This window comes from Burkholderia gladioli (assembly GCF_000959725.1).
In the GTDB taxonomy this organism is placed as follows: Bacteria; Pseudomonadota; Gammaproteobacteria; order Burkholderiales; family Burkholderiaceae; genus Burkholderia; species Burkholderia gladioli.
Genome location: NZ_CP009323.1, coordinates 3,470,363 through 3,491,465, shown reverse-complemented (window position 1 = coordinate 3,491,465; position 21,103 = coordinate 3,470,363). Strand labels below are relative to the sequence as shown.

Below are 21,103 nucleotides of genomic sequence, written 5' to 3'. Positions count from 1 at the left end.
TTAGCGGAAACGGTGAACTGCTGATTTCGACTTCTGCGACGCGGTGCCGGGCGTAGGCGCCGCCAGTGGCGCGCCAGGCGCAACAGCGGGGGGTCCCGCGATGAGCGTTGAATTCGTGTCCCAGGGGGCCGCCCATGATGGCGGCTTGGCCCAGTCGATCTGGGCAAGACCATGCAGGTGCGCCATCACGTGCGTGAGCACCATCAGGTCGAGCGCTTCGTTACGCCGGCTCTTGATGGATTTTTCCCACCTACCGTTCTTCATGCGGGTCTCAGCAGTCAACTGCTCGAACCAGAGGTGAGGTTCTTCGGGAGACCGCAATGCATACGGGAAGTGCACATACCACTCGCCGACGTCTGCTTTTTGCAACTGGCCGGATAGATCGTCCTTGAAGCTGTTCGGATTGAACTGAGCTACGGGAACGGTGCCGCCGGCTGCCGCGCGGTTCGATTTACGCGCAGTGTCCGGGTATGTCACGACCAGCCTTTGCGCGAGCAGCGCGCTCGCGCCCTTCGTCGGCAAAACCGTCCACGCGTCGCGCCCGGCGATCTTGCCGATCAGCCGCACAACGCCGTCGATCTTCCTCCAGCGGCGCCACGCGGAATACGCCTGCTGCGTAACCCCCGCTTCACCACCGCTATCGAAACCGAAAGCACGTATCGGCATGCGTCGACGGCTACCGTCCGACAGTGGGTAGGTTCGATTGATAAGCTCGAGGAGTTGGTCCCAGTCGTCAGCATTCGTCGCGGGATCGCCAAGCAGCCGGCCTTTATCGATCACCCAACTCTCACCGTTGACGCCCCAACCGCGAACCAGCCACTCGAAGCGGCCGCCATTCGCGTCGACGCCGGCGGTCAAGAAGCGAACGCCTTCTGGCACTTCTGCCAGCTTGAGCGCCGCCTCGGCGCGCTCGGCGAGCACGTTCGCGTCGATCGAGCCCGTACCACGCTTGGGCGTGTACAGAAATCCCCATTGCTTGGCGATGACCTGACGGAGAGTCTTGTCGTCGCCGTCGACCTCATACTCGCGCTCGGCTTTCGCTTTCGCGCGGGCGAGGCCGCCAATGCCGCCGAGAATGAATGGCGACATGGCGCCGACGATCCAAAAGCCGGCACTGTCGCGCGCCACCAGCTCGCCGGTCACGACACCTTCCTGCGATATCTCCTGTCCGTCGCCTACCCAACCGCCGAACGGTGACCGATACGCGGCGAGGTTCATCGCACGGCGCTCGCGGTCTTCGATCAGGCACCCGTTCACCGGACAGACCAAGCGAGCCTTTTCTTGAATCTCGTCGAGGCTCCAGTCGTCCTGATAATGCAGAACCATGTATCGCGCGGCGATCGGTACCGGGCTCGACCATGCACCGCAGTGCGGACACGGCCAGTACCAGACACGCCTGTCGCTGTCGCCGTACAGTGCCATGATGCCGGCGGTCCAGTCACGCTCCGGCACCATCCCGCGCGCGCGGTCAGGGTGACTCATCGCGAGCAGCATCGATTGACGCCCGAACGTCTGGCGCCGAACGTCCAGCACGGCCTTGATGTCGCCGAGAGACTCCGGATATGCGTCGACCTCGTCGGCAACGATGCGTGGCGCCGACTTATTGATCAGATTGTTGTCATTAGCCGAAAGAAACTCGACGCGCATCGCATCGAACATCTTGAAGTGAAGCGAATCATCGACCGGCCTCGACCCGAGCTTCATCGCCATCTCGGCGTGACTTCTGATCTGCATGTTGATCCGGCTCTTGACGAACGCCTCTACCCCAGGATCCGTCTGCATGTACCAGAGCATGTCGCCTGGATCGTTGGCAACCGCCTTGAGAAGCCAGTTCTGCGCGATCTCCGTCTTACCAGACTGGCCCGGACCAACGACGACGGTCGTCAGATAGTCGAGCCGCGTCAGCATCTCCATCGGAGCGACGAGATACGGCGCTTTCTCGTGGTGCCAGCGCCCAACGAACCCACCACCTTGATTCGACAAGCGGCGATTCATCGCTGCGTATTGCGCCACTGTTTCACGCTTTGGCGGGATAAATGCCGCTAGCGCCTCGCGCGCGATCTGGTAGGCGTCTGCGTAAGCGTTCTCAAGCATCGGGGCCCAGCAACACGTTCAGTTCGTCGACCATCGTCGCGCGAAGGTCGTCCGTCAGATCGCGGATTTCATCCGCATTCGACTCCGGCAGCCCGAGCTTGTCGACTACCTGGTCGGCCAGGCGGTCGAGGCCCTTGCCGAGGTGCACCAGCATCTTCGTGATCACCTGGCGCATTACCTCGGCCTGCACAAGCTCGCCGCGATCACGGCGCAGCTTGTCCTCGAGGATCTCGGCCTGCACCATGTCGCGCCGCTGGCGCGCGGTCTGTTCGCCTGAGTGCACGACTGGCTCAACGCCGGGTGGCGGCACAACAGAGTATTTCGCTCCGGGGTACGGATTGCCTGAGGCGTGCGGATCGCTGCGCTGATCAAAGTGCGAGGGCACCGCCGGCACCGATGTCGCCGCCGGAGTGCGCGATCCGCTTTCCAGATAAGCGCGCACTGTAGCGAGATCGAAAGCCCATCCGCCGGCGCGCGTGCCGCGCTGCGCGATCGGAAACTTCTCGTCGCTCTCGAGCCGACGATCCAACTTCGGCCGCGTCCAGCCCAACGCTTCGCAAAGCGCCGCCTTCCCGATCATCCCGTCGCTGCCCACCGGTGTAACGGCTTGCGCCTTCCCGCGCGTTTTTCCGCCTCCCGTCGTTACACCACGCTTCCCAGACGCTGCGGGGCTTTGCGCTGCGTTTGATGCCGCCATAGGTGTAACGTGTAACGGTTTTTTTTTACTCAATGGAACGGGAAAAACGGGCGCGCGCAATGCCCGCGTTTTCGCCCCCCCTCAGGAAGGACCCGCACCATTCCGGTGCAGGACCGGCCCGGCCCCCGATCCGTCACTTTCCTTTCACCTAGCTGTCAACTTCGCAGCGGCGAAGGCCTCGGCGAGATCGCGGTCGAACCAGCGAGAGACGACCTGCGAGGCCGTGCGTCCCCAATTCAAATGCTTCTTCACCGGAAGAGCGTCACCGAAGCGGATCAGTAGCTTGAGGTGACCTCGCCCATCAGGGCCTACTTTATTGAGCTTGCCAAGCCGCTTCCCACGCGCATTGAGATACGTCACGCGCTTCGTGTCGGTCGGGCGTTGCCACACGCCATTGATCGTGCCGTTGGCCGTTTTCACTGCGCCGATGAATATGTCCGGACGATTGCGCAGGGCCGCAAGCGTTCCGCGTGAAAGCTGACCGTATTGGTTTAGCTTGATGTCTTTCGGGTTAAGCAGCGCTCGGCTGTTCAGCTTGTGGACACCACCTACTTCGTAAGGCAGTAAATACGAGGCGGCAATGTCTTTCATGAATACGATCGCGATTGGCGCGGACTTGCGCGCGCGACGCACGCCGACTGACTTCTGCGTAAAGGGTGTCGGATGTTCAAAAGTCTGACGGATGTTCTCCGTCTCCGCTTCGCCTACTCGAGCCGCGGTCTTGTTGAGGGCCGTCGCAACGGCAAACGGCATTTGCTTGCGGAAACGCCTATCGATTTCGCGCTCAAACTCTTTCACGTTCGAGCGAACGCTAATCGACATCATGCCGGCCACGCAGCCGAACGAACATCGGCGTCGGGCTCTTGAGCGAAGAAAAGAATCGCGGGAATCGACATTGGCTCGCGACCGGGAGGAAATACATAGACCGCGACTTCATCCTCATCATCGTCGAACACTTCGACGATCAAGCCAGCGACAGGTTTCGGAAAAAACGGTGATCGCACGATCACGTTCGTACTGAGCCGCGGCTCCTGTGAGGCCACGGCCTTCGACCTGGATCTGCTCATCGCACACCTTACTGGAGCGCGCCGCCGGCGCGAATATTCGTTCTCAAAGACACGTGGAGAAACCGGGCGAACCAATGAAAAAGCCCCGCGCGGTTACCCGCCGGGGCTCTGGTCGCACCAATACACAGTGTCAGATTGGTCGCTATATTGAGGTCGAAAATCCCAAGTGTCAACAAGTTCCTGCTGCGTCACACTCCGATGAAGGGAAGCGCCGTCAAAATCGAGTCCGCCTTCTTCCGCGCCGACGAGAGCAGACCGTCACATGACTGGTCGGGCAATATGTCGCCTCCCACGTCAGCGTATTCCCCACGGCCCCGCGCCGCCGTCTTGCCGACCTTTCTTGCCGGCGCACCATCAATCCACCTTCGAATGACCTTCCAATGAGCGCCGGCGGTGTTCTCGCTGATCCCGCACTCTTTCGCGAGCGCCGACAACTCTACCTTCACGCCAAGCGCCTTCTCAACGAGTTTGCGGCGCAGCCGGTAATGCACAATGTGGCCCGAAAACAGGCCGACGGCGACCTGCTCGAGATAGCGGATCGCCCCCTCCCAATCGGGATTGGGCCTGTGCCCCGAACAGCACGGTCGATCGCAAGGACAGGGAATCGACCGGGGCGCGTATCGGCCCAATAACGCCGCCATTTCGGCGTCGGTCAGCGCTGTGAGCTCGCGGAGAATCATGCCGCCCTGTCCCGCCCCATCCATCCCGGAGAGACCAAGCCCGTTGCGACCGGCGGGAAACGCCAACCGGTTCATGGCGGGCCGATCCTGCTGCTGCATGCTGTAATTGAACGCGAAGATGATCGCGGCTTCCGGCGTGCGGAAGAGTTTTTCAATCGTTTCGGTCATTTCGCTTTTCCTCATAGCGCCGGCAGCGCTTCCCGTGTTTCCTTCCCTTTTTGCACACCATATGCACGCCTCCGAATGGATCTGGTCGAGCGTGGCTGTGTGCGCATCCCGTACAGTTCTGGCCTTCACGCCGCTCCAGAACCCGAAGGGGATCCCCGTATTCCCATCGTCTGAGGTCGCTCATGAAGTGGTGGCCACCTCCCCCGGCTTGCCGAAGAGCGCGATTGCCGCTGCGTCTCTTCGGATCTTGGTGCCGCGCTTACGCGCGTAGCTCTTTCTCAAGCGCGCCGCCATGTCAGCCATCCATACAGGGTCTTTTGCCTTGCGGCGGTAATACCGAGCAGCAGCAGCGCCACGTGGTTCCGGCCCGGGCTTGGGCGCATCCGGCCTTTTCCCCACCGCCCAAACGGCAGCTCGATATCCGCTTGCCGCCCGGGGCGCATACCTGCGGATGTAGATGTCCGAGCGAAAATCGGAAATAAAGCGCCTGACCGTATGCGGCGACACGATCGCGCGCTCAGCGAGGTCGGCCACGGTGCCAGGCTTCTCCTGCATACAAGCCTTGATGCGCGCCATCGTCGTCAGGGCAGAGAATTCGCGGCGGAGCGCGCGCCGGCTTGGCAGTCCCATGTCGTGCGCGTGCCGCTCAATGGCGCCGATCGTCCGCTTTGGAAAGAGGTGTGCGAAGGTCTTGATCGGCGCCGGATTCGCCCAGTGTTCGCGCAGCAGCCGCTCCTCTTCTTCGGGCCACGCAGGTCCCGATCCCTTGTGATTAGCCACGAGCCGCCCCCTGTTCAAGACCCATTTTGCGAGCGCGCACGGGAATCCATGCGTCCAGCGCGTTCGAATGAATCAGTTTCTTGTGCTCTCGCGCCGCCGGCCCTTGATCGAGCCATTGGTGGCACCGAAAACATCCAGGCACCGTGCGATCGTGCCTCGCCTTGATGCCCATGCCCTTGCCGGCCGACAGGCTGTTTTCATGGCATGGCACGACGGTCTCGTCCATCGGGTTGAGCGGGCAGATACCAGGCACGCGCAGGTAACAGGGTTCGCCTCGGCAGGCCGCAAGGTACTTCGAGCCCTCGCCTACCGTCGGCTTCTTGATCCGCTTCACGATCGCCTTCTGGCGCTTGAGCGTAGAGGTGCGCGTCAGGCTGCTGAAGGGCGAGCCCGGCTTGCGCTTGAATCCGGAGCGCTTCATGACGGCACCTTGCCGGAGTGGTGCCAACTGCGGAACGCCGCGGTATCGCTCGGCGCGTCGTAGCTGCCCCAATCGCAGGAGATCGCAACGCTGGTCGCGCCGGCCAGCACCATCACACACGGGACACCGTTCTCGGCGGTGATCGCCTTCACGACGTAGGGGGGAGCGATGTCGCGGCTAGGCGATGCATGTCGATCCATGAGCAGAAACGGCGGCGCAGCCATCACGGCGCACCCTGCGAGCACCCAGAGGAATTTCTGGTGCTCGGCGCCGGCAGCGAGTAGGCGCTTCATGCCACCACCTCGTCGGGCACCGTAGCGCCGAAGCGCTCCGACACGAAGACACGCATCGCAGCGATGAGCGCAGTTGCGCCAACGGCCGTCGCGCCGCGAGCGTGCAATGTGCCGCTCGCGCTACTTTCGGCGTTCCACAAAGCGACCCACTCGTCGACATCCCAAAACACCGCAATACGCTCGCGCGCGATGATCGGGCCGCCCTGCGCCCAATCGGTCGAGGGATGGAACGGAATCGAGCCGATCCTGTTTTTCACATGCTCGACCAGCTCAGGCGTCAACTTCTTCCCCTCGAACTCCGCCAGCAGCGCGCGACACGCCCAGTAATCGAGGAGCGTGCCCGACAGTTCAGCGACCTTCATGCCGTCACCTCGCCCTCGATGTCATCTGTCACAGGCACACCGCTGATCGGGCGCAGCCATGAATCGAGCATCGGGCCTTCTGTGAACATCCGGCCGTGATCGTTGAACCATGCCGTCTGGAACACACACCACCATATCGGGCGCTGATCCCATTCGGCGCCCGTCCCACGAGGCGGCACGAAGCGCACCACCTCGACGATCTTCCCATCGAGTGTTTTGCGCGGCCATGACGACGGCACCACGACGATCGCCATATCCCCAGGCTTGCAGTTCATTTGTCCTCCCCATTTGATTCGAATGACAGGCGGCCGCTTTCCGGGAACTCCGGGAAGGTCACCCGACGGTTGAAATGGACCGGCACGTCGAGCAGCACCGCGCCGCCGGGCGCGCGCCGCCAGCGCTCAGGCGCGGAGATCCAGCCGGGCAAGTGCGCGTAGGCCATGAATGAGATCCACGGCTTCGTGCGCCTGGTGAACCGGTGCGACCACGGTGAACGCGTCTTCGTGGTCATACGGATCAACTCCACGACCTGCAACTCGATCACACATGGCGGCCGCTCGCGCTGGGGCACGCCGTAGACTGTGAAATCGGCCGGGATGATGAATGTCAGGCGCATTGCTGTTGCTGGCGCTCCATAAATTGCACCAGGTCAGCGGCGATGAAAATCGGCAGCGACAGCGTCAGCGCGATGTGGTGCTCCAGTCGGGCACCCTTCGAACGCTCCCAGTCGGGCAGCATCACGATCCCGTCGCACAGCACCAACTCGCGGATATCGGCCTTCATGCAGTCGCGCCAGCATCTCGACTTGTCCGCATTGATTTCGGCCGGATTGACAATCTCGAAGCCAAGACCACGCAGGCGCGATGCCTCGGCGTGGAACAGAGGGAAGTTCAGGTCGGGAATCCCGGTCATCGGTCCGGCAAGATAGAGCTTCATCAGATCGTCACCATGTGCGGCTGGTCAGGTCTTCGGTACGCCAGCCACTGCCGGCGCGCTGGATCGCGAGGAAACGGAACGGGTACTGCGTCGCGGCGACCTTGATCTTCACGCGCGCGTCGTCAGTCCAACGCCCTTTCACTTCGCGAAATTCGAGAGAGCCCGACGCGGTGATGACCGGAAAGTCGGGCGTGTAGAAGGTGTTGTCAGCCAGGCGCAGCTTGAGTGCCTCGAACCGGAACCAGAGAATCAGGCCGGCGGCAAGCTCAGCGTCGAGCAGCTGCGCGTAAGCGCTCTCGGTCTTGTTCATCTGGCCACGCGGCTGGCGGCCTAACGCCCGCATGCGCTCAACCGGTGACGCAGGCGCGCCGCCGACAAGCGCGCCCAGCGCGCGATCAAGGCCTACGGGGCCGCTGGACGCCAACCGCGCCGCCGCACCGGCAACCTGGTCACGGATACGCGCAGTGCCAATGCGCCCATCCGAGACAGCGCTGCCGGGGAAATGGAGTGCACTCTTACGCATCGGCGCGCCCAGTGTCGGGGACCAGCTGGGCGCTCGCTTCCGCAAACCCAGCAAAGCTGACGATCATTCGCGGCCACGGTGCGTGGGCGTTCGAATAGTCCAGATTGGCCTTGCACCACGCGTTGAGGGCGAAGGCCTCCAGACCAGTCTCCGCCTCGATAAAAAGCGTGCCATCGGCACGAATCGTCGCCTTCATGGCCGCCTCACACGCCATAGTCGGCAGGCATGAGCGCCTCGCCGATCTGTTCACGGACCCAAGCGTAGAACCGCTCCGCACCGGTTTTCTCGGCGTGCTTCAGCACGTAGTCGATCCACGGGCCGCGGCCGCATGCGACCGCAACCAGCACGCGGTAGGTCGGCGACGGCTCATCTTTCTGTCGCGGGCGGAACCCGATCTTGGCCGCATGCGCCTCGACGGCATCGGCCGAAAGCCACCACTCCGCGGCGACAGCCTGCTCGACACGTTCGGCATCCGAAGGCGGCAGTGGGTCCTCCCAGCGCTTCTGATTCAGGTAGGTCAGCGGCGCCGGCTCGTAACCGTTCTTCCAAGGCGTCGTCAACTTCATGGCCTGCGTGTGGGCGATGATCACGTGCGCCTGCTCGTCCAATCCCCGGCGCTTCCACCGCTTCTCGCATTCCGCCTTGGCGACCTGCCGATCAGTACGCGGCCAGACGCTCCACCACTGCTCAAACGGGGTCAGCTTTTTGTCAACGGGGTTCGACACAGCCGTCGGCGGCGAAGCCGGCGACAAGGGGGTAAGGGGGTTCTTCTGTGAAGTAGTCTGTGAAGTAGTCTCTGTACCGTTAACGGAATGGGGTTTGGCCGGTTCGGGGGCAAGGGTTTGACCAGATGGCGAACTGGGGTTTTCCGACTTCGCGGACTGGACTTTTCCCATTTCCCGAACTGGACTTTTCCCATTTCGGGAAATGGACTTTTCCGTGTTCGGGGGTTGGACTTTTCCCACTTCGGACGAACCGGCCTCGACCAAGCGCTCGAGCGCGTCCTCGTCGATGCGGAAATAGATCTTGTGCTCGATGCGTTTCTCGGTCTCCACCAGCACGCCAGACGCCTTCAACGCCTTGCGCGCCGCCCGCTGCTCCTCATAGGTCAGCCCGGTCTCGGCCTCGAGCTCTTCAGACGTCTTATGCACGCCAAGCGCGCTTTCGGCCTTGTCCTGCCAGTAAAAGACCTGGCAGAAAAACACCGTGGCCTTGACGCCGCCAAGGAAGCGCGCAAGGCCCGGGTAATACGCGACAGGCCGGCCGATATCGCGAAGAAGGTCCGTGACTCTCACTTCGTCTCCACCGGCAGCTTGACGCGGTAACCCGCCGCACCCTCGATCATCGCGTACTCGACCAAGCCGTCGTCCATCAGGTGCTTCAGCTGATCGCGGACGCTGCTTTCGGACAGGCCGCACATGTAAGCGAGCTTCCGCACGGTGGGCGTGCATTCGCCGGTGGATTGGACTGCGAGGTGCGAAAGCGCCAGCAGCACGATCTTCTGATTCGATCGAACCTCGACGTCCCATGCCAGATTCTGGATGTGGAAGGACATTACACGGCCCCCACGATCGAGAGCTGGCGCGGGTCCGATTCCTGCACCACCGTCTCCCAAGGCGCGACTTCCTCTTGCCCGAGCACCCAACGGAGCGTGGCGGCAACATCACCCCGCGCCGCTGCGGCGGCCTGCTCGATCTGCTTGCGCGATCGCATCCGCGGCGCGCCGCCGTCGATCACAGCACGTTGCGCGCGGGCCTTGGCGTGGCCCTTGACGCCGTCTCCCGCCGCGACCAGTTCCTTCACCTTGACGCGCTGCTCCGCCGGGTCCATCTTCGCAAGCGCCTTCGCGTGCGTCAGGTTGATCTGGTCGGACTCGACAGCCTTCTGTACGTCGGCGCAGCATTCGAGCAGGCTGAGCGAATCGCGAACGGCCTGCACCGAGCAACCGAAGAGCATCGCTACTTCAGCCTCGGTGTAGTACTCGAGGTTGCGCGCCATTTTCCCCGCGCGCGACATCGGGGTCTCGGCCTGCCTCATGGCGTTCTCGCTGGCCACCGCGCCGGATAGCTTCTTGTTCCGCTCCTTGGGCTCAAACTTGCGCACAAACGCGGGGATCAGGCGCGGCTCGTCGCCACGATCGCGCCGGCGACGATTGGCCTCGCGGGCATTCTTCACGCGCTGGCGCCCCATCACCACTTCGATCGCTCCGGTTTCCGGGTTCTTCGTCACCTCGATCGGCTGAAGCACGCCCTGGAAGTCGATGTTGCGCACCATGGCCTCATTGAGCGGCCAGTGGACACGCTCGTCGTACAGCGGGTGTGTCTCATCGGTAACGAGCGTCAGGTCGTCCGGGTCGAACGTGAGCAGGTTGCCCTTCCCCTTCGCGCCGTATGCATCGATCGAATTCTTCGCCATTTACCTCTCCTTCTCAGTTGGATCACTCACACAAACCGTAGGCAGACGAGCACGCCGTGGCCGGCTCCGCGTCCGCGAGTAAGTCGTATTGGCGGCCGCCGCGCGTGGTCTTCGACCATTCGACAACAGCCTCGATCGTGCTGCCCTGGCCAGAGTGCGACTGCGTGCCAAGGTGAAAGAACGAGACGGGACTGCGCGGGCGGCAAACCTCGGACACAAGCCGCTCCCACGCGGCGATGCGCTCGACGTGCTCGGGAAAGCGCCGCGCGATCTCGCGGATCTCCGCTTTCTGCGCGTTGATGCAGGGCATGCAGCCGACGCGGGACATGCCCTCGCGGTACAGCGGGTTCGGCGCGATACCGGCCGCCGCGTGTGCCTCGAACACGTCGGCGACGTGCCAGCGCAGGATCGGCCGGAACACCGCGTAGTGGCCGCCGCGCCATTCGTAGTGCGGCAGCCAGCGGCGTGCCTCGCTCTCGTCAGAGCGCACGCCTTGCCACGACTCGACGAAGAATCCGGCATCGATCAGGCCGATCGCATATTCGGTCAGGGGGTTGCGCTTCAGGTATTCGGTGCAGAACTGACGCTTGCGCGACGGAAAACCGCCACGCACCATGCAGAGGTCAAGGAACGGGTTCCCCGTCGGATGCAGCAGCTCCAAGGCCCGCGCCGCCGCCTCGGGCGTCCAGGCGTACATGAACTCGCGATTGCCATAGACTGACGACTCGGGCTCGCCGGCGGCGAGCCGCGCCAGGTTCGCGCGCTTCGTCGCGAACTCGTCAGCAAAGTCGGCCCGCACCACGTCGACGGTGATGCCGAGCGCGCCGGGCAGGTAGTCGAGCGCGTAGGCGTAGGTGGCCTCGTGCTCGTTGCCGGTGTCCGCGAACACGGCGCGCACGCTCTCGCGGCCGTGCAGCTCGAGCGCGACGAGCAGCGTCGCGGTGCTGTCCTTGCCGCCGGACAGCGAGACGACGTGGAGGGTCTGGCGATCGGTCACGAGACCTCCAGCATCAGGCCGGGCTGCCGCAGGCGATCGCGCTGCAGCGGCTCGTAGTCGGGGTTGAGCTCGCAGCCGAGGAAGCGCCGGCCGAGCCGCTGCGCGACCTGGCCGACGGTGCCGCTGCCGAAGAACGGATCGAAGACGACGTCGCCCGGCCGGCTGCCGGCGAGCACGCAGGGCTCGACGAGCGCCTCGGGGAAGGTCGCGAAGTGCGCGCCGTTGTATGACTGGGTTGGGATCGTCCAGACGCTCCGGCGGTTACGCTCGGTCGGCATGATCGCCATCGCCTCGTCGAAGCTCGCGTTGTTCTTCACACGGGCCTTCGGCGATGCGTCGAAACCGTGGCCGAACCCAACACCAGTGCCCGGATAGACCTTGCGGCCGACGGCCTTCATGTTGCCGTTCGTCTTCGCGCCGCCGTTTGCACGCTCGCTGCCGATCTGCGCCTGCACGTTCTGCGACAGGCGCGCATGCGTGTTCGGGCTGACTGGCTCGAGGATGGCAGTCTGGTCGAAGTAGTACTGCTCGCTCTTGCTCGGCAGGAACAGGTATTCGTGCGCCTTGGTGCAGCGATCACGCACCGACTCAGGCATCGGATTCGGCTTGTGCCAAACGATGTCCTGACGCAGGTACCAGCCGGCATCCTGCAGCGCGAACGCCAGGCGCCACGGCTGGCCGACGAGATCCTTCGGCTTCAGGCCTTCGACGCGCACGTCGGAGCGCGGCACCGGTGCGTCGTCGCGCCGGCGGCTCGCCGTCATCGGCTTAGCCGCGACGCGACAGGCCTCCTGCGTTGCCTGACTGCCCTGAAGCGTGGACGAATCGTTCCCGATATTGCCGCCTCGGCGTCCGCCCGCGTAGCTGTCGCCCATGTTGACCCAGCAGGTGCCGTCGTCGGCGAGCAGCTGGCGCGCGAGGTCGAACACCTCGACGAGCGTCGCGATGAACTCGCGCAGAGTCGGCTCCTGGCCGATCTCGCGCGCCTTGTCGGGGTGGCCGTCGGACAGATACGAGCGCAGGCCCCAGTACGGCGGGCTGGTGACGATCGTCTGAACGCGCACGCCGTCGGCGATCATGGTGCGCATCAAGTCGCGGCAGTCGCCGCAGTGGGACCGGTCGAGCCAGATCACGAGGCCTCCCGCGCGATCGCCGGCAGTGGCTCCGCCGCCGTTTCAAGCGCCGCCTGCACGCGCTCGAGTTGGGCGCGCAGCCGCTGGATCTCGCGATCTGCGTTCAACCGGCGCGCCGCCTCGTGGCAGGCCTGGGCGATCACCATGGCATCCGCATTGCGGCGCAGGCCGAGCGCGGTCGCCAACTTGGCGCGCGCATCGTCGATCAGCGTGGCATCGCGCTGCGCGCGCTCGCGCGAGCGGGACAGGATCAGCTGCCGCTCGTCCTCCGCCTCTTTCGCGGCCGTTTTCAGTGCCTCGGTTGCGTCGTGCAGGCGATGCTCCGCCGAGAGCCGATCGCGCACCGCCTCGGCGACCAGGTCGCCGAGCTTCGCGCGCAGCAGGTGGGTGAGCTTCCATTCGCTCACGATCGCGGCGCGACCTTCGCGCTTAGCCCGCTCGATCTCCCGCGGCAGGCCATCGATGGTCAGCTTCACCCACGCGTCGCGCGGGAGGTTCTCCATGTTCTTCAGCGTCGGGCCCTTCAGCGTGCGCCAGCCATCGGGCCCACGCACAATAAGGCCGCAGCCGGCCGGGATGTCGTCCTTCTTGAGCAGGCCGGCCGGCGCGGCGAAGATCACGCCGGCGGCGAAGCGCAGGTAGGAGGTCCACTTCCCCGCCGTGACGTCGCGGCGGAAGTCGGCCACGCTGATCTTGCATTCGTAGGCGACCGGCTGGAACCGCGCGAACGAGCACGGCACCGAGTAGACGTCGGGCCGCGGCGAGCCGGCCGGGCCGAGCTGCATGTCGGTCCAGACGAGGCGGTCGGACGCGCCGCGCAGGTGGGCGGCAAGATCCTCGGCCAGGGCGTTGTGGGTCCAGTTCATGCGACCGCCCGTTGCAGTTGCGCCTCGTGCGCGAAGTTCGCGCGAATCAGTGCTTCGGCGACGTCCGGGCAGACGCTGTTGCCGATCATCCGGACCTGGGACGACTTCGACAGCGGCTTGCCGTCGACCTCGGGCGCCAGCACGTAACTGTCCGGGAAGCCCTGCGCGCGGGCGAGCTCGCGCGGCGTGAGCATGCGCATGCCGATGTCGACAATCGCGTAGTCCTCGCCGTGGATCGTCACCAGCCCGGAACGGTCGTGCGTCGGCACGGTATGCAGCGGCTCGGCCAGCGGCGCGCCGTCCGCGGTGCCGTAGTACTTCACCAGGAACGCGCGCACCTCGGCGTGGTGCGTACCGCCGGCGCTGATGGTGTGCAGCGGTTGGTCCGTCGGCTGGCCATCGCGACAGGTGCCGCGCAGCTTCACGAGGTGCGACACGGCCACGGCGGTGTCGGCCTTGCTGGTAATCGTCGCGGCAGGCTCGCCGGCGTCGCGCGGGCGCGATTGCGCGGCGCGGCCGCCGCAGCCGACCAGCTGCGCGGTGACGAGGTGGTGGTGGTCCTGCGTGGTGATGGTGCTCACCGGCTTTTCGAGCGGCGCGCCGGGCGATTCATGCCCGCCGTAGTGCTTCGCGAGGAACGCCGCGACGACGGCATGCTTCGTGCCGCCGGCAACGACAGTGCCCAGCGGCTTGCCGAGGCCGGGCACGCGCGGCGCCTGGCCGGGTCGCTCGCCGTAGCTGGTCTGGATGAGCGTGGCCGCGACGAGCGCCTGCTCGCCGCGCTTCGCCGTCGTGATGGTGGCGAGCGGCGCGCCGGCCGGCCGCGTGCGATCGTCGCCCTGATGGGTGATGTGCATGACCGTGGGCACGACGACGCCGAAGCGTGCGGCGCCGGCCATGACCGTGTGCGCCGGCTCATCGAGCGCCTGGCCGGTGCTGTTCTGCGCAAACTTGACGATGAACGGATCGGCGCTGTTCACGACGAATTTCATGATGCCGCGCGCGATGCGGCGCATCGTGGCGTCCTTCAGCGGACGCTCGCGCTCGAAGATCGACGGGCACGGGATCGTCCAATCGATGCAGTCGGCAGCCGTGCGCCAGGGCGCCAACTTGCCGGCGCGCACGGCCGCGCCCTTCGGGTCGCCATGCGTCGGCGTCGGCCACACGATCGGCAGCCCGTCGCGGCGCGCGACAAGGAAGAAGCGTTTGCGGATGGTCGGCGCGCCGAAGTCGCACGCGCGCAGCTCGCGATGGTCGACGGTGTAGCCCTGGCGCTGCAGCGCGTTCACGAACGAGCGGAACGTGCGGCCGCGGTGCTTCGGGCACGGCCGGCCATCGGCGCCGAGCGGCCCCCACGTCACGAATTCCTCGACGTTCTCCAGCATGATGATGCGCGGCTTGACGGTGGCCGCCCAGCGCAGCGCGATCCAGGCCAGGCCGCGGATCTTCTTCGACACGGGCTTGCCGCCCTTCGCCTTGCTGAAGTGCTTGCAGTCCGGCGAGAGCCAGACGAGCCCCACCGGCTGGTTGCCGGTGATCGCGACGGGATCGACGTCGAACACGCTTTCGCAATAGTGGGCGGTGCGCGGGTGGTTCGCGGCGTGCATCGCGAGCGCTTCGGCATCGTGGTTGATCGCGACATCGACCGGGCGGCCAAACGCCCGCTCAAGGCCAGTCGAAGCGCCGCCGCCGCCGGCGAAGTTGTCGACGATCAGCTCGCTGCCGAGGTCGAGCGTGTAGGAGGACAGGTCGCGCTTCATGCGCGCCCCCGCAGGATGAGCATGAGCACGCCGGCGCATGCCGCGCCGAACGCGATCCAGCAGATCAACGCTTTCCAGATCACTTTTCGCCCCCCCCGTTTCGCGTCCCAATTTGTCCCTGACCAGGCCGCGTTTCGAACTCGACAACATCCTTGTGCAGAACGCCGTAATGCCCCTTCAGCACCTGAATACCGAGGTAATCCGGCAGCGACACCCCCGTTGCAGCCGCTTTCATCGCCAAATCGGCCGATTCCGCCAACGGAAGCCTTACAGGCTGCTCGACGCGGTCGTCATTCATGCGCGCACCGCCGGCCCGTTTCGTCCCATGTCGGCACTGACACCAACCAAGCGAGTCGGCACAGTGTTGGAAAACCCAAGCAGCAGCAGTCGAGCAATACGCTTCAACGCCGCCGAGTCCGACTCGATTCCATAAACCGCTTTGAAGGCCTGCATCGCGTCATATTCCTCATCGGTCAGACGCGTTTTCACCTCGTTGCGAAATTCAGGACGCCTACTCATGGCAATTACCTTTTTCTGGTTTTCTCTCTACGGCTGCTACTTACAGGCCACTCAAGGGAACGTGCCCGCGAACGGCAGAAACATCGAATCAAGACGCAAATCAGCGCGCCGCCGGCGGGAACGGCAATACGTACATGAGCCACATGAACACGCAGGCGACGAAGGGGAAGACTGCCGCCCAGAAGATACAAATGAACAACAGCCCGAGCACGAAGTTGCCACCGGGTCGGTACTGTTTAGCGATGAAACGGATGATGGCCTTCATGTCAGCGAGCCTCCTCAGTTGCGAGCTCGGGCCAGATCGACGACCAGTCGTCCGGCCTGAATTCCCTATAGGGAATACCCGTGGCGCTACCAACAAGTACGCAGTTCTCAGGCCGCATCGGCTGCGTCGAGTGAAGCCACTTATGAACATGTGGCTGCTTCTTCCCGATCAAACGTGCAAGGGCCGATTGCGATCCGGCGATCTGGATCGCTTGGGTCAGGGCAGGAACGGACGGATTGGGCGGTTTCATGTCGCCAATCTATAACCAAAGTTATTCTTCGTCAAGAACTTTGGTTATTTGCCGCACTACAACCACGGTTATAAGATCGACCCCATGGAAAATCACGAATTCGGACGAAGAGCGAGGGAGCGTCGCGAGCTTCTGGGTCTGTCACAGAAGGCTGTAGCTGACTTAGTGGGAATCTCGCAACCGGCCATTGTGAAAATTGAGCGCGGCGGCTCTACGACAACCACAAATGGCTTCGCCCTTGCCGCCGCATTGGATACGACGCTCGAGTGGCTCGAATTTGGCGTGACGGTCGAAATCCAGGGTCCCGCTGGATGGAGCCGATTAGACGAGGCAGGGAAGGCGAAGACCGAGGCATTTATCAGCGGACTGCTGGCCCAATCCGTAGACAAACACTCTGTTGATGATGATCGCCCAACAGGCGACCTGCGGAAGAACAAGAGTCGTGCGCTTCGCGGCTGAGCGGCTCTAATGATTCATCGAGGAACGAAAAATTTCGCGTGACTACCGGCCGCCCGCCACGCGACGTAAAACCGAAAACAGGGAATTCCAGCGTCACATTCCAACTGCCGTCAGCTCGAAGTTCGTCTACGACGACCACGGTCCCAATGAGAATCTCGATCGTCGAGTCCAATACCCGCGCCAAGCCCCCCGGCTTGCACCGGAGCATTGTCCGTTGTTCGTTGTCGCTTGGCATCTCCACCCTCTCGTCGTGGCAGAACACTGTATATGTGTACAGTATCAGACCGGTCAGAAGTTCGCTAGACGGATCAGCATCGGTAACGGAAAACAATCGTGAACATGAACACGACCCCTGAATGCAGGTATGGTCACGGCGCGCTCGAGCTGATTGAGCGCCCCGGCACTGATCATCATTGGGCCTTCGTCGGCGTGAACGTAGTGAGCTTCACGGCAGGACACCCTGTCGGCGAGCCATTGACGAGCACTTCGTTCGACGGAACCGTCTATATGGTGAAATTGTTCCGATGCCCCAAGTGCGGCTACGTCGAGGCGTTCGACACGGAGGCGACGAGCAATGGCTGAAGGAAAATTGATCCAATTCCCAGGCAAGGTTGACAGGTCGGGCCGGCCGCCGGATGATCCGCCTATGGAAGCCCGAATTGCAGCGCTTGAAGCCGCCAACCTTGAAACTCGCGATCGACTCGCGAGGATCGAGACTCGTCTTGAGGGTGTAGCTACTAAGGAAGATTTGCACCGAGAGATCAGTGCTCAGACTTGGAAGCTCGTGAAGTTCGTCTGCGGATTCGGTACTGCCCTTGTCACCGCAGCATATTTCGTCGCGAAGTACGTACATTGACTCCGGCCGCCGTACGCCGAAAGCCCCGCCTCGAGCGGGGCTTTTCATTTATTGCGCGCCTCGAACCCCTCTCGCCAGAGCGTCGCCCCTACTGACGTCAGGATCGCGATGTCTTCATCGTCAAGGCGGTCCCACGCGCGGGCCAGCCATCCAGCGAATCCCGCGCACGTGTATTCCAGGTCAACCGTCGCGCGACCTTCTACATTCAAGCGCTCGAAAATCGTCAGCACATCTTCGGGTGACATGGTCAACTCCTGGGCGGAATTCGCCGAGTCTTTCCGCCGCTACTCTATGCCGTCAAGTCTGTAGTGGACCACGGTGGGCATGTTCGGATTGGCCTCGCGCTCAATCCTTTCACTTTGCAAGTAGCCTCCTCGGGCGATCGTGTCCTGGCAGTTGACGATGGTCTGCGCAGCGCTTTCGCGAAGTAATTTGTTTTCATACCCCGAAATTTGGGCGACTCTTTCATCTTTCGCGATCGCAGCGCGAGCGATGGCGATCTGCTTTCTGCACCCATCCACCCTTGCAACGGCTTGCGATTTGATATAGGCCGGAGAAACTTTCAACGCTGCATCTTCTGCCTGCCTTTTCTTTTCGGCCGCCACAATCGCTTGCTTTCTGGTCTCATCCTCCCGAGCTGCCGCCGCCAGCCTATCCATCCTTCCGATGAAATTGTCCGCGATATCGCTGCTCTCCGGTGCATATTTGACGCCGGTTGCTACCTCTCGCCAGAACTCATCGTTATATGAATCTGTTTGCACCCCGGACTTATTCCCCCAATATCCAAATTTGTAGACTTTTGCCGTCGCGGTGTAGTACGGGTTGCCGGCCGGGCTTTTCCTTTCGGAAAGCAGCAGGAAACCACTCACTCTAATGGTTTGCCCGATGTCTAACAGTGAATAATCGGACGGCGATAGGAGCAGTCCTCCCCGAGATGCATCGTCCGGCGCCCAGTTCTCGCGAGGAAAGACACATCTCACCCCGCTGAGCGCAAAGCCATGGCACGCAGTCTCCACGTCTGACGCAGGCTTTAGAAGAACCATCGGCACCTCTGCGCTCGACCGGTTATAGGGAAGGTCGACCTTTGTCGCGCATCCAGAGCAGACCGATAAGGAAGCGGCGAAAACGAATGCCAGCAACTTACCCTCGCCGCATCGCCTTGATGTCGTAGCCATATCTCTCTCGCTTGTCATTTTTCCGCTCAGCGCCCCGCGCGCTGCCTTCCGCATTCTACTCATCCACCTTCTTCCTCACATCGATCATCCCGGAGCGCTGTTACAAATTTCCGATCGACCGATAACTTTTGTTATTGACATCACCATAACCATGGTTATACTTCTACTCAACGCAGCGCCACCCGCGACCAGCAACACCGGTCGGCAAGGTTCGGAGCGCCGGGAGCCGGGCACCTAGATAGACGATGCCCGGCGAATGGCAGGGCTGACTACGCCTGCGATCGGATGGGCTGAATCGGATCGGGACGCGGTGGCACTTCAGTCGGCTGCGGTCTCGTCGGTACGTGGAAGCTCGGCCCAGTAGTGAAGTTCATCGGAAGGCTCCTTTGCAAAAAGGATTGTTGGTTTGCCATTACCCGGGAAGGTCCGGCAAATCAATTATCTGCGAAGGAGTCTTCCTCCAATCAACTTTCGGGAGATTTTCGAATGACGTTCAAGCTCAACCTCAACGACAAGGTTTCGATCGCTGCGAGCGGGGAAAAAGGCGAAGTGATCGGCCGTGCTGAATACACGGAAGCGCATAACGGCTACCTCGTTCGCTATACGACGGCTGACGGGTGCGCAACCGAAGCCTGGTGGAACGAAGGCGCCCTCGCGCCGGCCCCCGACTTGTCGAAGCTGTAATCCAAGGCGCATACGCCGGAATCCCGGCGTATGCATGTGACCCACTCACTGATAAGCCCCGCCAATCGGCTCGCAATAGGGTACTGACATGGACGAAGCACTAGCGGTTTTCGGCGCGCTGACGTTAATCGGCATTGCATTCGGCCTGATCTGCTATTCGGGCATGAGTGCGCTGCGTCGAGATCAACATCGCCGGGACAAGTAACTCAACAGAACACTCAGACGGGACGCCTGGAAGTCGTCGAGGCGACTTTAAATAGCCCGTAAACGCTCACCGTTAGCTGTATCAGGCGTCCCCTCTAAGTGCTCGATTTCTCTATGTGGAGATTAATAATGCAAGCTCGATTTACTTGGGATTTGAAGCCGCGATTGAAGCGCGTTCTCAACTCGAAACAGCGATTCGCTCGACTCCGCAACGCTATCGCCATAGCTTGGCGTTTCCTCCGGGTCGCGCTCGAAATCCTCGGCGGCATCTTCCTTTACTTCCTGATCCTCGGCTATGCGCAATACATGGATCAGCAAGCGGCTTCGCAACTCGCGTGCGCATTCGCGCGGTGCATGTGAGGCGGAAAGCATGCTCCCCTTGATCGACGCCGCCAAGCTCCTCCAGGGAGTGAAGATCGCGGCTCAGTTCGCCGACCGGCAGCCTCCGCACAAGCGGCCGGAAAGCGTGATCGCGTGCCTGCACGGTTGGATAGTTCACGACCACCCTGAGATCGCTATCGCGCTCGCAGATGCCGCCGGCCTTTCCGATCTCAACAACGGTGTTCGGCCTCGAGGTGCATGACATGCGTCCCGTACCTTCTCACCTTCCCGATGAGTTGCTTGTCCCCGAGTGCCAACGTTTGATAGACGGCCCGGCGGACGAAGCACTTTCGAATCCTGCTGTGCGTGCTGCCGTCCAGGCAGCCGTGCGCGCGCAAATCGAGCCGCGCAACTATCTGTCGCGACGTCGCGCGAACGCGCATAAGTCGCCGGCCGGTTCGACCAGGAAGAGTGACGAGGTCGACCGCAAACGTCTCGCATCCGGCGATTCCGATGAGGATTAGCGATGTCCAAGATCAGCTACCTCGTCATGACGTTCCTGGGCACCGTGCTGTTCGGCCGCGTGGCCGCGAAGTTCGCAGCGCGCGACCGGGCTCAACACGCGAACGGCAGTACCACGTCGAAACAACAGCATGCGGGTGTCGCTTCCAATGACCCTCGCCTTAGTAAGTCGACGGTGTTCGAGGATTTCGCTCCTCACCTTCCGTCTGTCTGGCAAATCTTAAACGATGTCGAGCAGCACTCGATCAGCATCGACGACGGATATCGCCTCATCAAGGCACATATACGCGCGGCACGCGCCGCAGCTTCTGCGAGGTGACACGCATGGACATTATCAAACTCGCCCGTGACGCAGGCTTGACCGTCGTGACCGATGGCGTCATTGGGCGTCAGCAATACCAAAGCGTGACCGGCCCGGTATCGGCGTTGCGGAGATTCGGCGATGCATATACGCGTGCACCCGACCAAGCCGACGACGACATTGCCAGGCAACTCAAGAACCGCGCCGCACTCCAGTTTGAGGATTGCGATGCAGCACTGATGCGCGCCGCAGCAGAAAGAATTATCGCTTTGAGCCGCGAGATTTACGCCCTCAAGCAGTCAGGTCAGTAGTTCCGATCCCCCGGCCGTCGCGCAAACATTTTATGTCTCGGAGC

At 62.7% G+C, this 21,103-nt stretch carries 36 protein-coding genes; 8 read left to right on the top strand and 28 right to left on the bottom strand.

Annotated elements, in window-relative coordinates; translation table 11 throughout:
• The 25 genes from BM43_RS32630 to BM43_RS42765 form a co-directional block, all read right to left on the bottom strand.
• Window positions 1-2,094, bottom strand: a complete 2,094-nt coding sequence (locus BM43_RS32630) for a terminase gpA endonuclease subunit (RefSeq protein WP_042283543.1) — start codon at window positions 2,092-2,094, stop codon at window positions 1-3.
• A complete protein-coding gene (locus BM43_RS40995; protein WP_144417718.1) occupies window positions 2,087-2,674 on the bottom strand; it encodes a hypothetical protein in 588 nt (195 codons plus the stop codon). Before BM43_RS40995 ends, BM43_RS32630 begins: the two co-directional genes overlap by 8 nt.
• 261 nt (window positions 2,675-2,935) lie before the next feature.
• The gene (locus BM43_RS32620; protein WP_042283548.1) at window positions 2,936-3,616 is read right to left on the bottom strand and encodes a hypothetical protein; all 681 of its coding nucleotides are present in this window, start codon (window positions 3,614-3,616) and stop codon (window positions 2,936-2,938) included.
• Window positions 3,613-3,795 (bottom strand): hypothetical protein, encoded by a 183-nt coding sequence (locus tag BM43_RS40990; RefSeq protein WP_144417717.1) that lies wholly within the window; start codon window positions 3,793-3,795, stop codon window positions 3,613-3,615. Before BM43_RS40990 ends, BM43_RS32620 begins: the two co-directional genes overlap by 4 nt.
• A 251-nt stretch (window positions 3,796-4,046) precedes the next feature.
• The gene (locus tag BM43_RS32615; RefSeq protein WP_111946385.1) at window positions 4,047-4,706 is read right to left on the bottom strand and encodes a DNA-binding protein; all 660 of its coding nucleotides are present in this window, start codon (window positions 4,704-4,706) and stop codon (window positions 4,047-4,049) included.
• Window positions 4,707-4,886: 180 nt separating this feature from the next.
• Window positions 4,887-5,486, bottom strand: a complete 600-nt coding sequence (locus BM43_RS32610; RefSeq protein WP_144417716.1) for a hypothetical protein — start codon at window positions 5,484-5,486, stop codon at window positions 4,887-4,889.
• Window positions 5,479-5,907, bottom strand: coding sequence for a nuclease domain-containing protein (locus BM43_RS32605; protein WP_042283553.1), 429 nt, complete (start codon window positions 5,905-5,907; stop codon window positions 5,479-5,481). Before BM43_RS32605 ends, BM43_RS32610 begins: the two co-directional genes overlap by 8 nt.
• The gene (locus BM43_RS32600) at window positions 5,904-6,200 is read right to left on the bottom strand and encodes a hypothetical protein (protein ID WP_042283555.1); all 297 of its coding nucleotides are present in this window, start codon (window positions 6,198-6,200) and stop codon (window positions 5,904-5,906) included. The genes BM43_RS32605 and BM43_RS32600 overlap by 4 nt, the downstream gene beginning before the upstream one ends.
• The gene (locus BM43_RS32595) at window positions 6,197-6,562 is read right to left on the bottom strand and encodes a phage protein NinX family protein (protein WP_042283558.1); all 366 of its coding nucleotides are present in this window, start codon (window positions 6,560-6,562) and stop codon (window positions 6,197-6,199) included. The genes BM43_RS32600 and BM43_RS32595 overlap by 4 nt, the downstream gene beginning before the upstream one ends.
• Window positions 6,559-6,837 carry a hypothetical protein gene (locus BM43_RS32590; protein WP_111946389.1) on the bottom strand — a complete coding sequence of 93 codons (279 nt, stop codon included), beginning with the start codon at window positions 6,835-6,837 and terminating at the stop codon, window positions 6,559-6,561. The genes BM43_RS32595 and BM43_RS32590 overlap by 4 nt, the downstream gene beginning before the upstream one ends.
• Window positions 6,834-7,178 (bottom strand): hypothetical protein, encoded by a 345-nt coding sequence (locus BM43_RS32585; protein ID WP_042283563.1) that lies wholly within the window; start codon window positions 7,176-7,178, stop codon window positions 6,834-6,836. The genes BM43_RS32590 and BM43_RS32585 overlap by 4 nt, the downstream gene beginning before the upstream one ends.
• Window positions 7,169-7,498, bottom strand: a complete 330-nt coding sequence (locus tag BM43_RS32580; RefSeq protein WP_042283566.1) for a DUF4406 domain-containing protein — start codon at window positions 7,496-7,498, stop codon at window positions 7,169-7,171. Before BM43_RS32580 ends, BM43_RS32585 begins: the two co-directional genes overlap by 10 nt.
• Window positions 7,499-7,505: 7 nt before the next feature.
• Window positions 7,506-7,808: a PDDEXK family nuclease gene (locus BM43_RS32575; RefSeq protein WP_042283569.1), complete on the bottom strand. Its 303-nt coding sequence runs from the start codon at window positions 7,806-7,808 to the stop codon at window positions 7,506-7,508.
• Window positions 7,809-8,013: 205 nt separating this feature from the next.
• Complete coding sequence (locus tag BM43_RS32570) at window positions 8,014-8,217, bottom strand: hypothetical protein (protein WP_045577498.1); 204 nt, start codon at window positions 8,215-8,217, stop codon at window positions 8,014-8,016.
• A gap of 7 nt (window positions 8,218-8,224) precedes the next feature.
• Window positions 8,225-9,316 carry a hypothetical protein gene (locus BM43_RS37715; RefSeq protein WP_052409074.1) on the bottom strand — a complete coding sequence of 364 codons (1,092 nt, stop codon included), beginning with the start codon at window positions 9,314-9,316 and terminating at the stop codon, window positions 8,225-8,227.
• Complete coding sequence (locus BM43_RS32560) at window positions 9,313-9,576, bottom strand: helix-turn-helix domain-containing protein (RefSeq protein ID WP_042283573.1); 264 nt, start codon at window positions 9,574-9,576, stop codon at window positions 9,313-9,315. Before BM43_RS32560 ends, BM43_RS37715 begins: the two co-directional genes overlap by 4 nt.
• Window positions 9,576-10,436, bottom strand: a complete 861-nt coding sequence (locus tag BM43_RS32555) for a ParB/RepB/Spo0J family partition protein (RefSeq protein ID WP_080741950.1) — start codon at window positions 10,434-10,436, stop codon at window positions 9,576-9,578. The genes BM43_RS32560 and BM43_RS32555 overlap by 1 nt, the downstream gene beginning before the upstream one ends.
• Before the next feature lie 22 nt (window positions 10,437-10,458).
• The gene (locus tag BM43_RS32550) at window positions 10,459-11,433 is read right to left on the bottom strand and encodes a phosphoadenosine phosphosulfate reductase domain-containing protein (protein ID WP_042283574.1); all 975 of its coding nucleotides are present in this window, start codon (window positions 11,431-11,433) and stop codon (window positions 10,459-10,461) included.
• Window positions 11,430-12,566: a DNA-methyltransferase gene (locus BM43_RS32545; protein WP_042283576.1), complete on the bottom strand. Its 1,137-nt coding sequence runs from the start codon at window positions 12,564-12,566 to the stop codon at window positions 11,430-11,432. Before BM43_RS32545 ends, BM43_RS32550 begins: the two co-directional genes overlap by 4 nt.
• Window positions 12,563-13,432 carry a hypothetical protein gene (locus tag BM43_RS32540; protein WP_042283578.1) on the bottom strand — a complete coding sequence of 290 codons (870 nt, stop codon included), beginning with the start codon at window positions 13,430-13,432 and terminating at the stop codon, window positions 12,563-12,565. Before BM43_RS32540 ends, BM43_RS32545 begins: the two co-directional genes overlap by 4 nt.
• Window positions 13,429-15,192 carry a DNA cytosine methyltransferase gene (locus BM43_RS32535; RefSeq protein WP_042283580.1) on the bottom strand — a complete coding sequence of 588 codons (1,764 nt, stop codon included), beginning with the start codon at window positions 15,190-15,192 and terminating at the stop codon, window positions 13,429-13,431. Before BM43_RS32535 ends, BM43_RS32540 begins: the two co-directional genes overlap by 4 nt.
• A gap of 79 nt (window positions 15,193-15,271) precedes the next feature.
• Window positions 15,272-15,490, bottom strand: a complete 219-nt coding sequence (locus BM43_RS32530) for a hypothetical protein (protein WP_042283582.1) — start codon at window positions 15,488-15,490, stop codon at window positions 15,272-15,274.
• Entirely contained in the window at window positions 15,487-15,711 is a 225-nt protein-coding gene (locus BM43_RS39665) for a hypothetical protein (RefSeq protein WP_080741951.1), read from the bottom strand. Before BM43_RS39665 ends, BM43_RS32530 begins: the two co-directional genes overlap by 4 nt.
• A 100-nt stretch (window positions 15,712-15,811) precedes the next feature.
• Window positions 15,812-15,976, bottom strand: coding sequence for a hypothetical protein (locus BM43_RS41445; protein WP_155296500.1), 165 nt, complete (start codon window positions 15,974-15,976; stop codon window positions 15,812-15,814).
• Between the two features lies 1 nt (window position 15,977).
• Complete coding sequence (locus BM43_RS42765) at window positions 15,978-16,226, bottom strand: transcriptional regulator (RefSeq protein WP_080741952.1); 249 nt, start codon at window positions 16,224-16,226, stop codon at window positions 15,978-15,980.
• Window positions 16,227-16,310: 84 nt separating this feature from the next.
• Here BM43_RS42765 and BM43_RS39655 point away from each other — a divergent pair, with 84 nt between their 5' ends.
• From BM43_RS39655 to BM43_RS40980, 3 genes are all read left to right on the top strand, one after another.
• On the top strand, window positions 16,311-16,685 hold the full coding sequence (locus tag BM43_RS39655) for a helix-turn-helix transcriptional regulator (protein ID WP_042283583.1): 375 nt from the start codon (window positions 16,311-16,313) through the stop codon (window positions 16,683-16,685).
• Between the two features lie 333 nt (window positions 16,686-17,018).
• Window positions 17,019-17,267, top strand: a complete 249-nt coding sequence (locus tag BM43_RS32515; protein ID WP_111946523.1) for a hypothetical protein — start codon at window positions 17,019-17,021, stop codon at window positions 17,265-17,267.
• Window positions 17,260-17,541, top strand: a complete 282-nt coding sequence (locus BM43_RS40980) for a hypothetical protein (RefSeq protein WP_144417714.1) — start codon at window positions 17,260-17,262, stop codon at window positions 17,539-17,541. The genes BM43_RS32515 and BM43_RS40980 overlap by 8 nt, the downstream gene beginning before the upstream one ends.
• Before the next feature lie 44 nt (window positions 17,542-17,585).
• Here BM43_RS40980 and BM43_RS32510 read toward each other — a convergent pair whose 3' ends face one another.
• Window positions 17,586-17,786: a hypothetical protein gene (locus BM43_RS32510; RefSeq protein ID WP_042283587.1), complete on the bottom strand. Its 201-nt coding sequence runs from the start codon at window positions 17,784-17,786 to the stop codon at window positions 17,586-17,588.
• A gap of 39 nt (window positions 17,787-17,825) precedes the next feature.
• Entirely contained in the window at window positions 17,826-18,410 is a 585-nt protein-coding gene (locus BM43_RS40975; RefSeq protein WP_144417713.1) for a hypothetical protein, read from the bottom strand.
• Window positions 18,411-19,202: 792 nt separating this feature from the next.
• Here BM43_RS40975 and BM43_RS32500 point away from each other — a divergent pair.
• Window positions 19,203-19,400 carry a hypothetical protein gene (locus tag BM43_RS32500; protein WP_042283700.1) on the top strand — a complete coding sequence of 66 codons (198 nt, stop codon included), beginning with the start codon at window positions 19,203-19,205 and terminating at the stop codon, window positions 19,398-19,400.
• A gap of 327 nt (window positions 19,401-19,727) precedes the next feature.
• Here the strand turns inward: BM43_RS32500 and BM43_RS40970 are convergent, their stop codons facing one another.
• Window positions 19,728-19,976, bottom strand: coding sequence for a hypothetical protein (locus BM43_RS40970; protein ID WP_144417712.1), 249 nt, complete (start codon window positions 19,974-19,976; stop codon window positions 19,728-19,730).
• On the opposite strand from BM43_RS40970, the gene BM43_RS40965 reads away from it, so the two are divergent.
• Genes BM43_RS40965 through BM43_RS32480 form a run of 4 tightly spaced genes read left to right on the top strand, consistent with a single transcriptional unit; the run spans window position 19,975 to window position 21,059 of the window.
• A complete protein-coding gene (locus BM43_RS40965; RefSeq protein ID WP_042283594.1) occupies window positions 19,975-20,187 on the top strand; it encodes a hypothetical protein in 213 nt (70 codons plus the stop codon). The two genes, BM43_RS40970 and BM43_RS40965, sit on opposite strands and share 2 nt — an antisense overlap.
• 1 nt (window position 20,188) lies before the next feature.
• Complete coding sequence (locus BM43_RS42400; RefSeq protein WP_147433209.1) at window positions 20,189-20,449, top strand: hypothetical protein; 261 nt, start codon at window positions 20,189-20,191, stop codon at window positions 20,447-20,449.
• Window positions 20,450-20,451: 2 nt separating this feature from the next.
• Window positions 20,452-20,766: a hypothetical protein gene (locus BM43_RS32485; protein ID WP_042283596.1), complete on the top strand. Its 315-nt coding sequence runs from the start codon at window positions 20,452-20,454 to the stop codon at window positions 20,764-20,766.
• A 5-nt stretch (window positions 20,767-20,771) separates the two neighbouring features.
• A complete protein-coding gene (locus BM43_RS32480) occupies window positions 20,772-21,059 on the top strand; it encodes a hypothetical protein (RefSeq protein ID WP_042283599.1) in 288 nt (95 codons plus the stop codon).
• Window positions 21,060-21,103 lie beyond the last annotated feature (44 nt).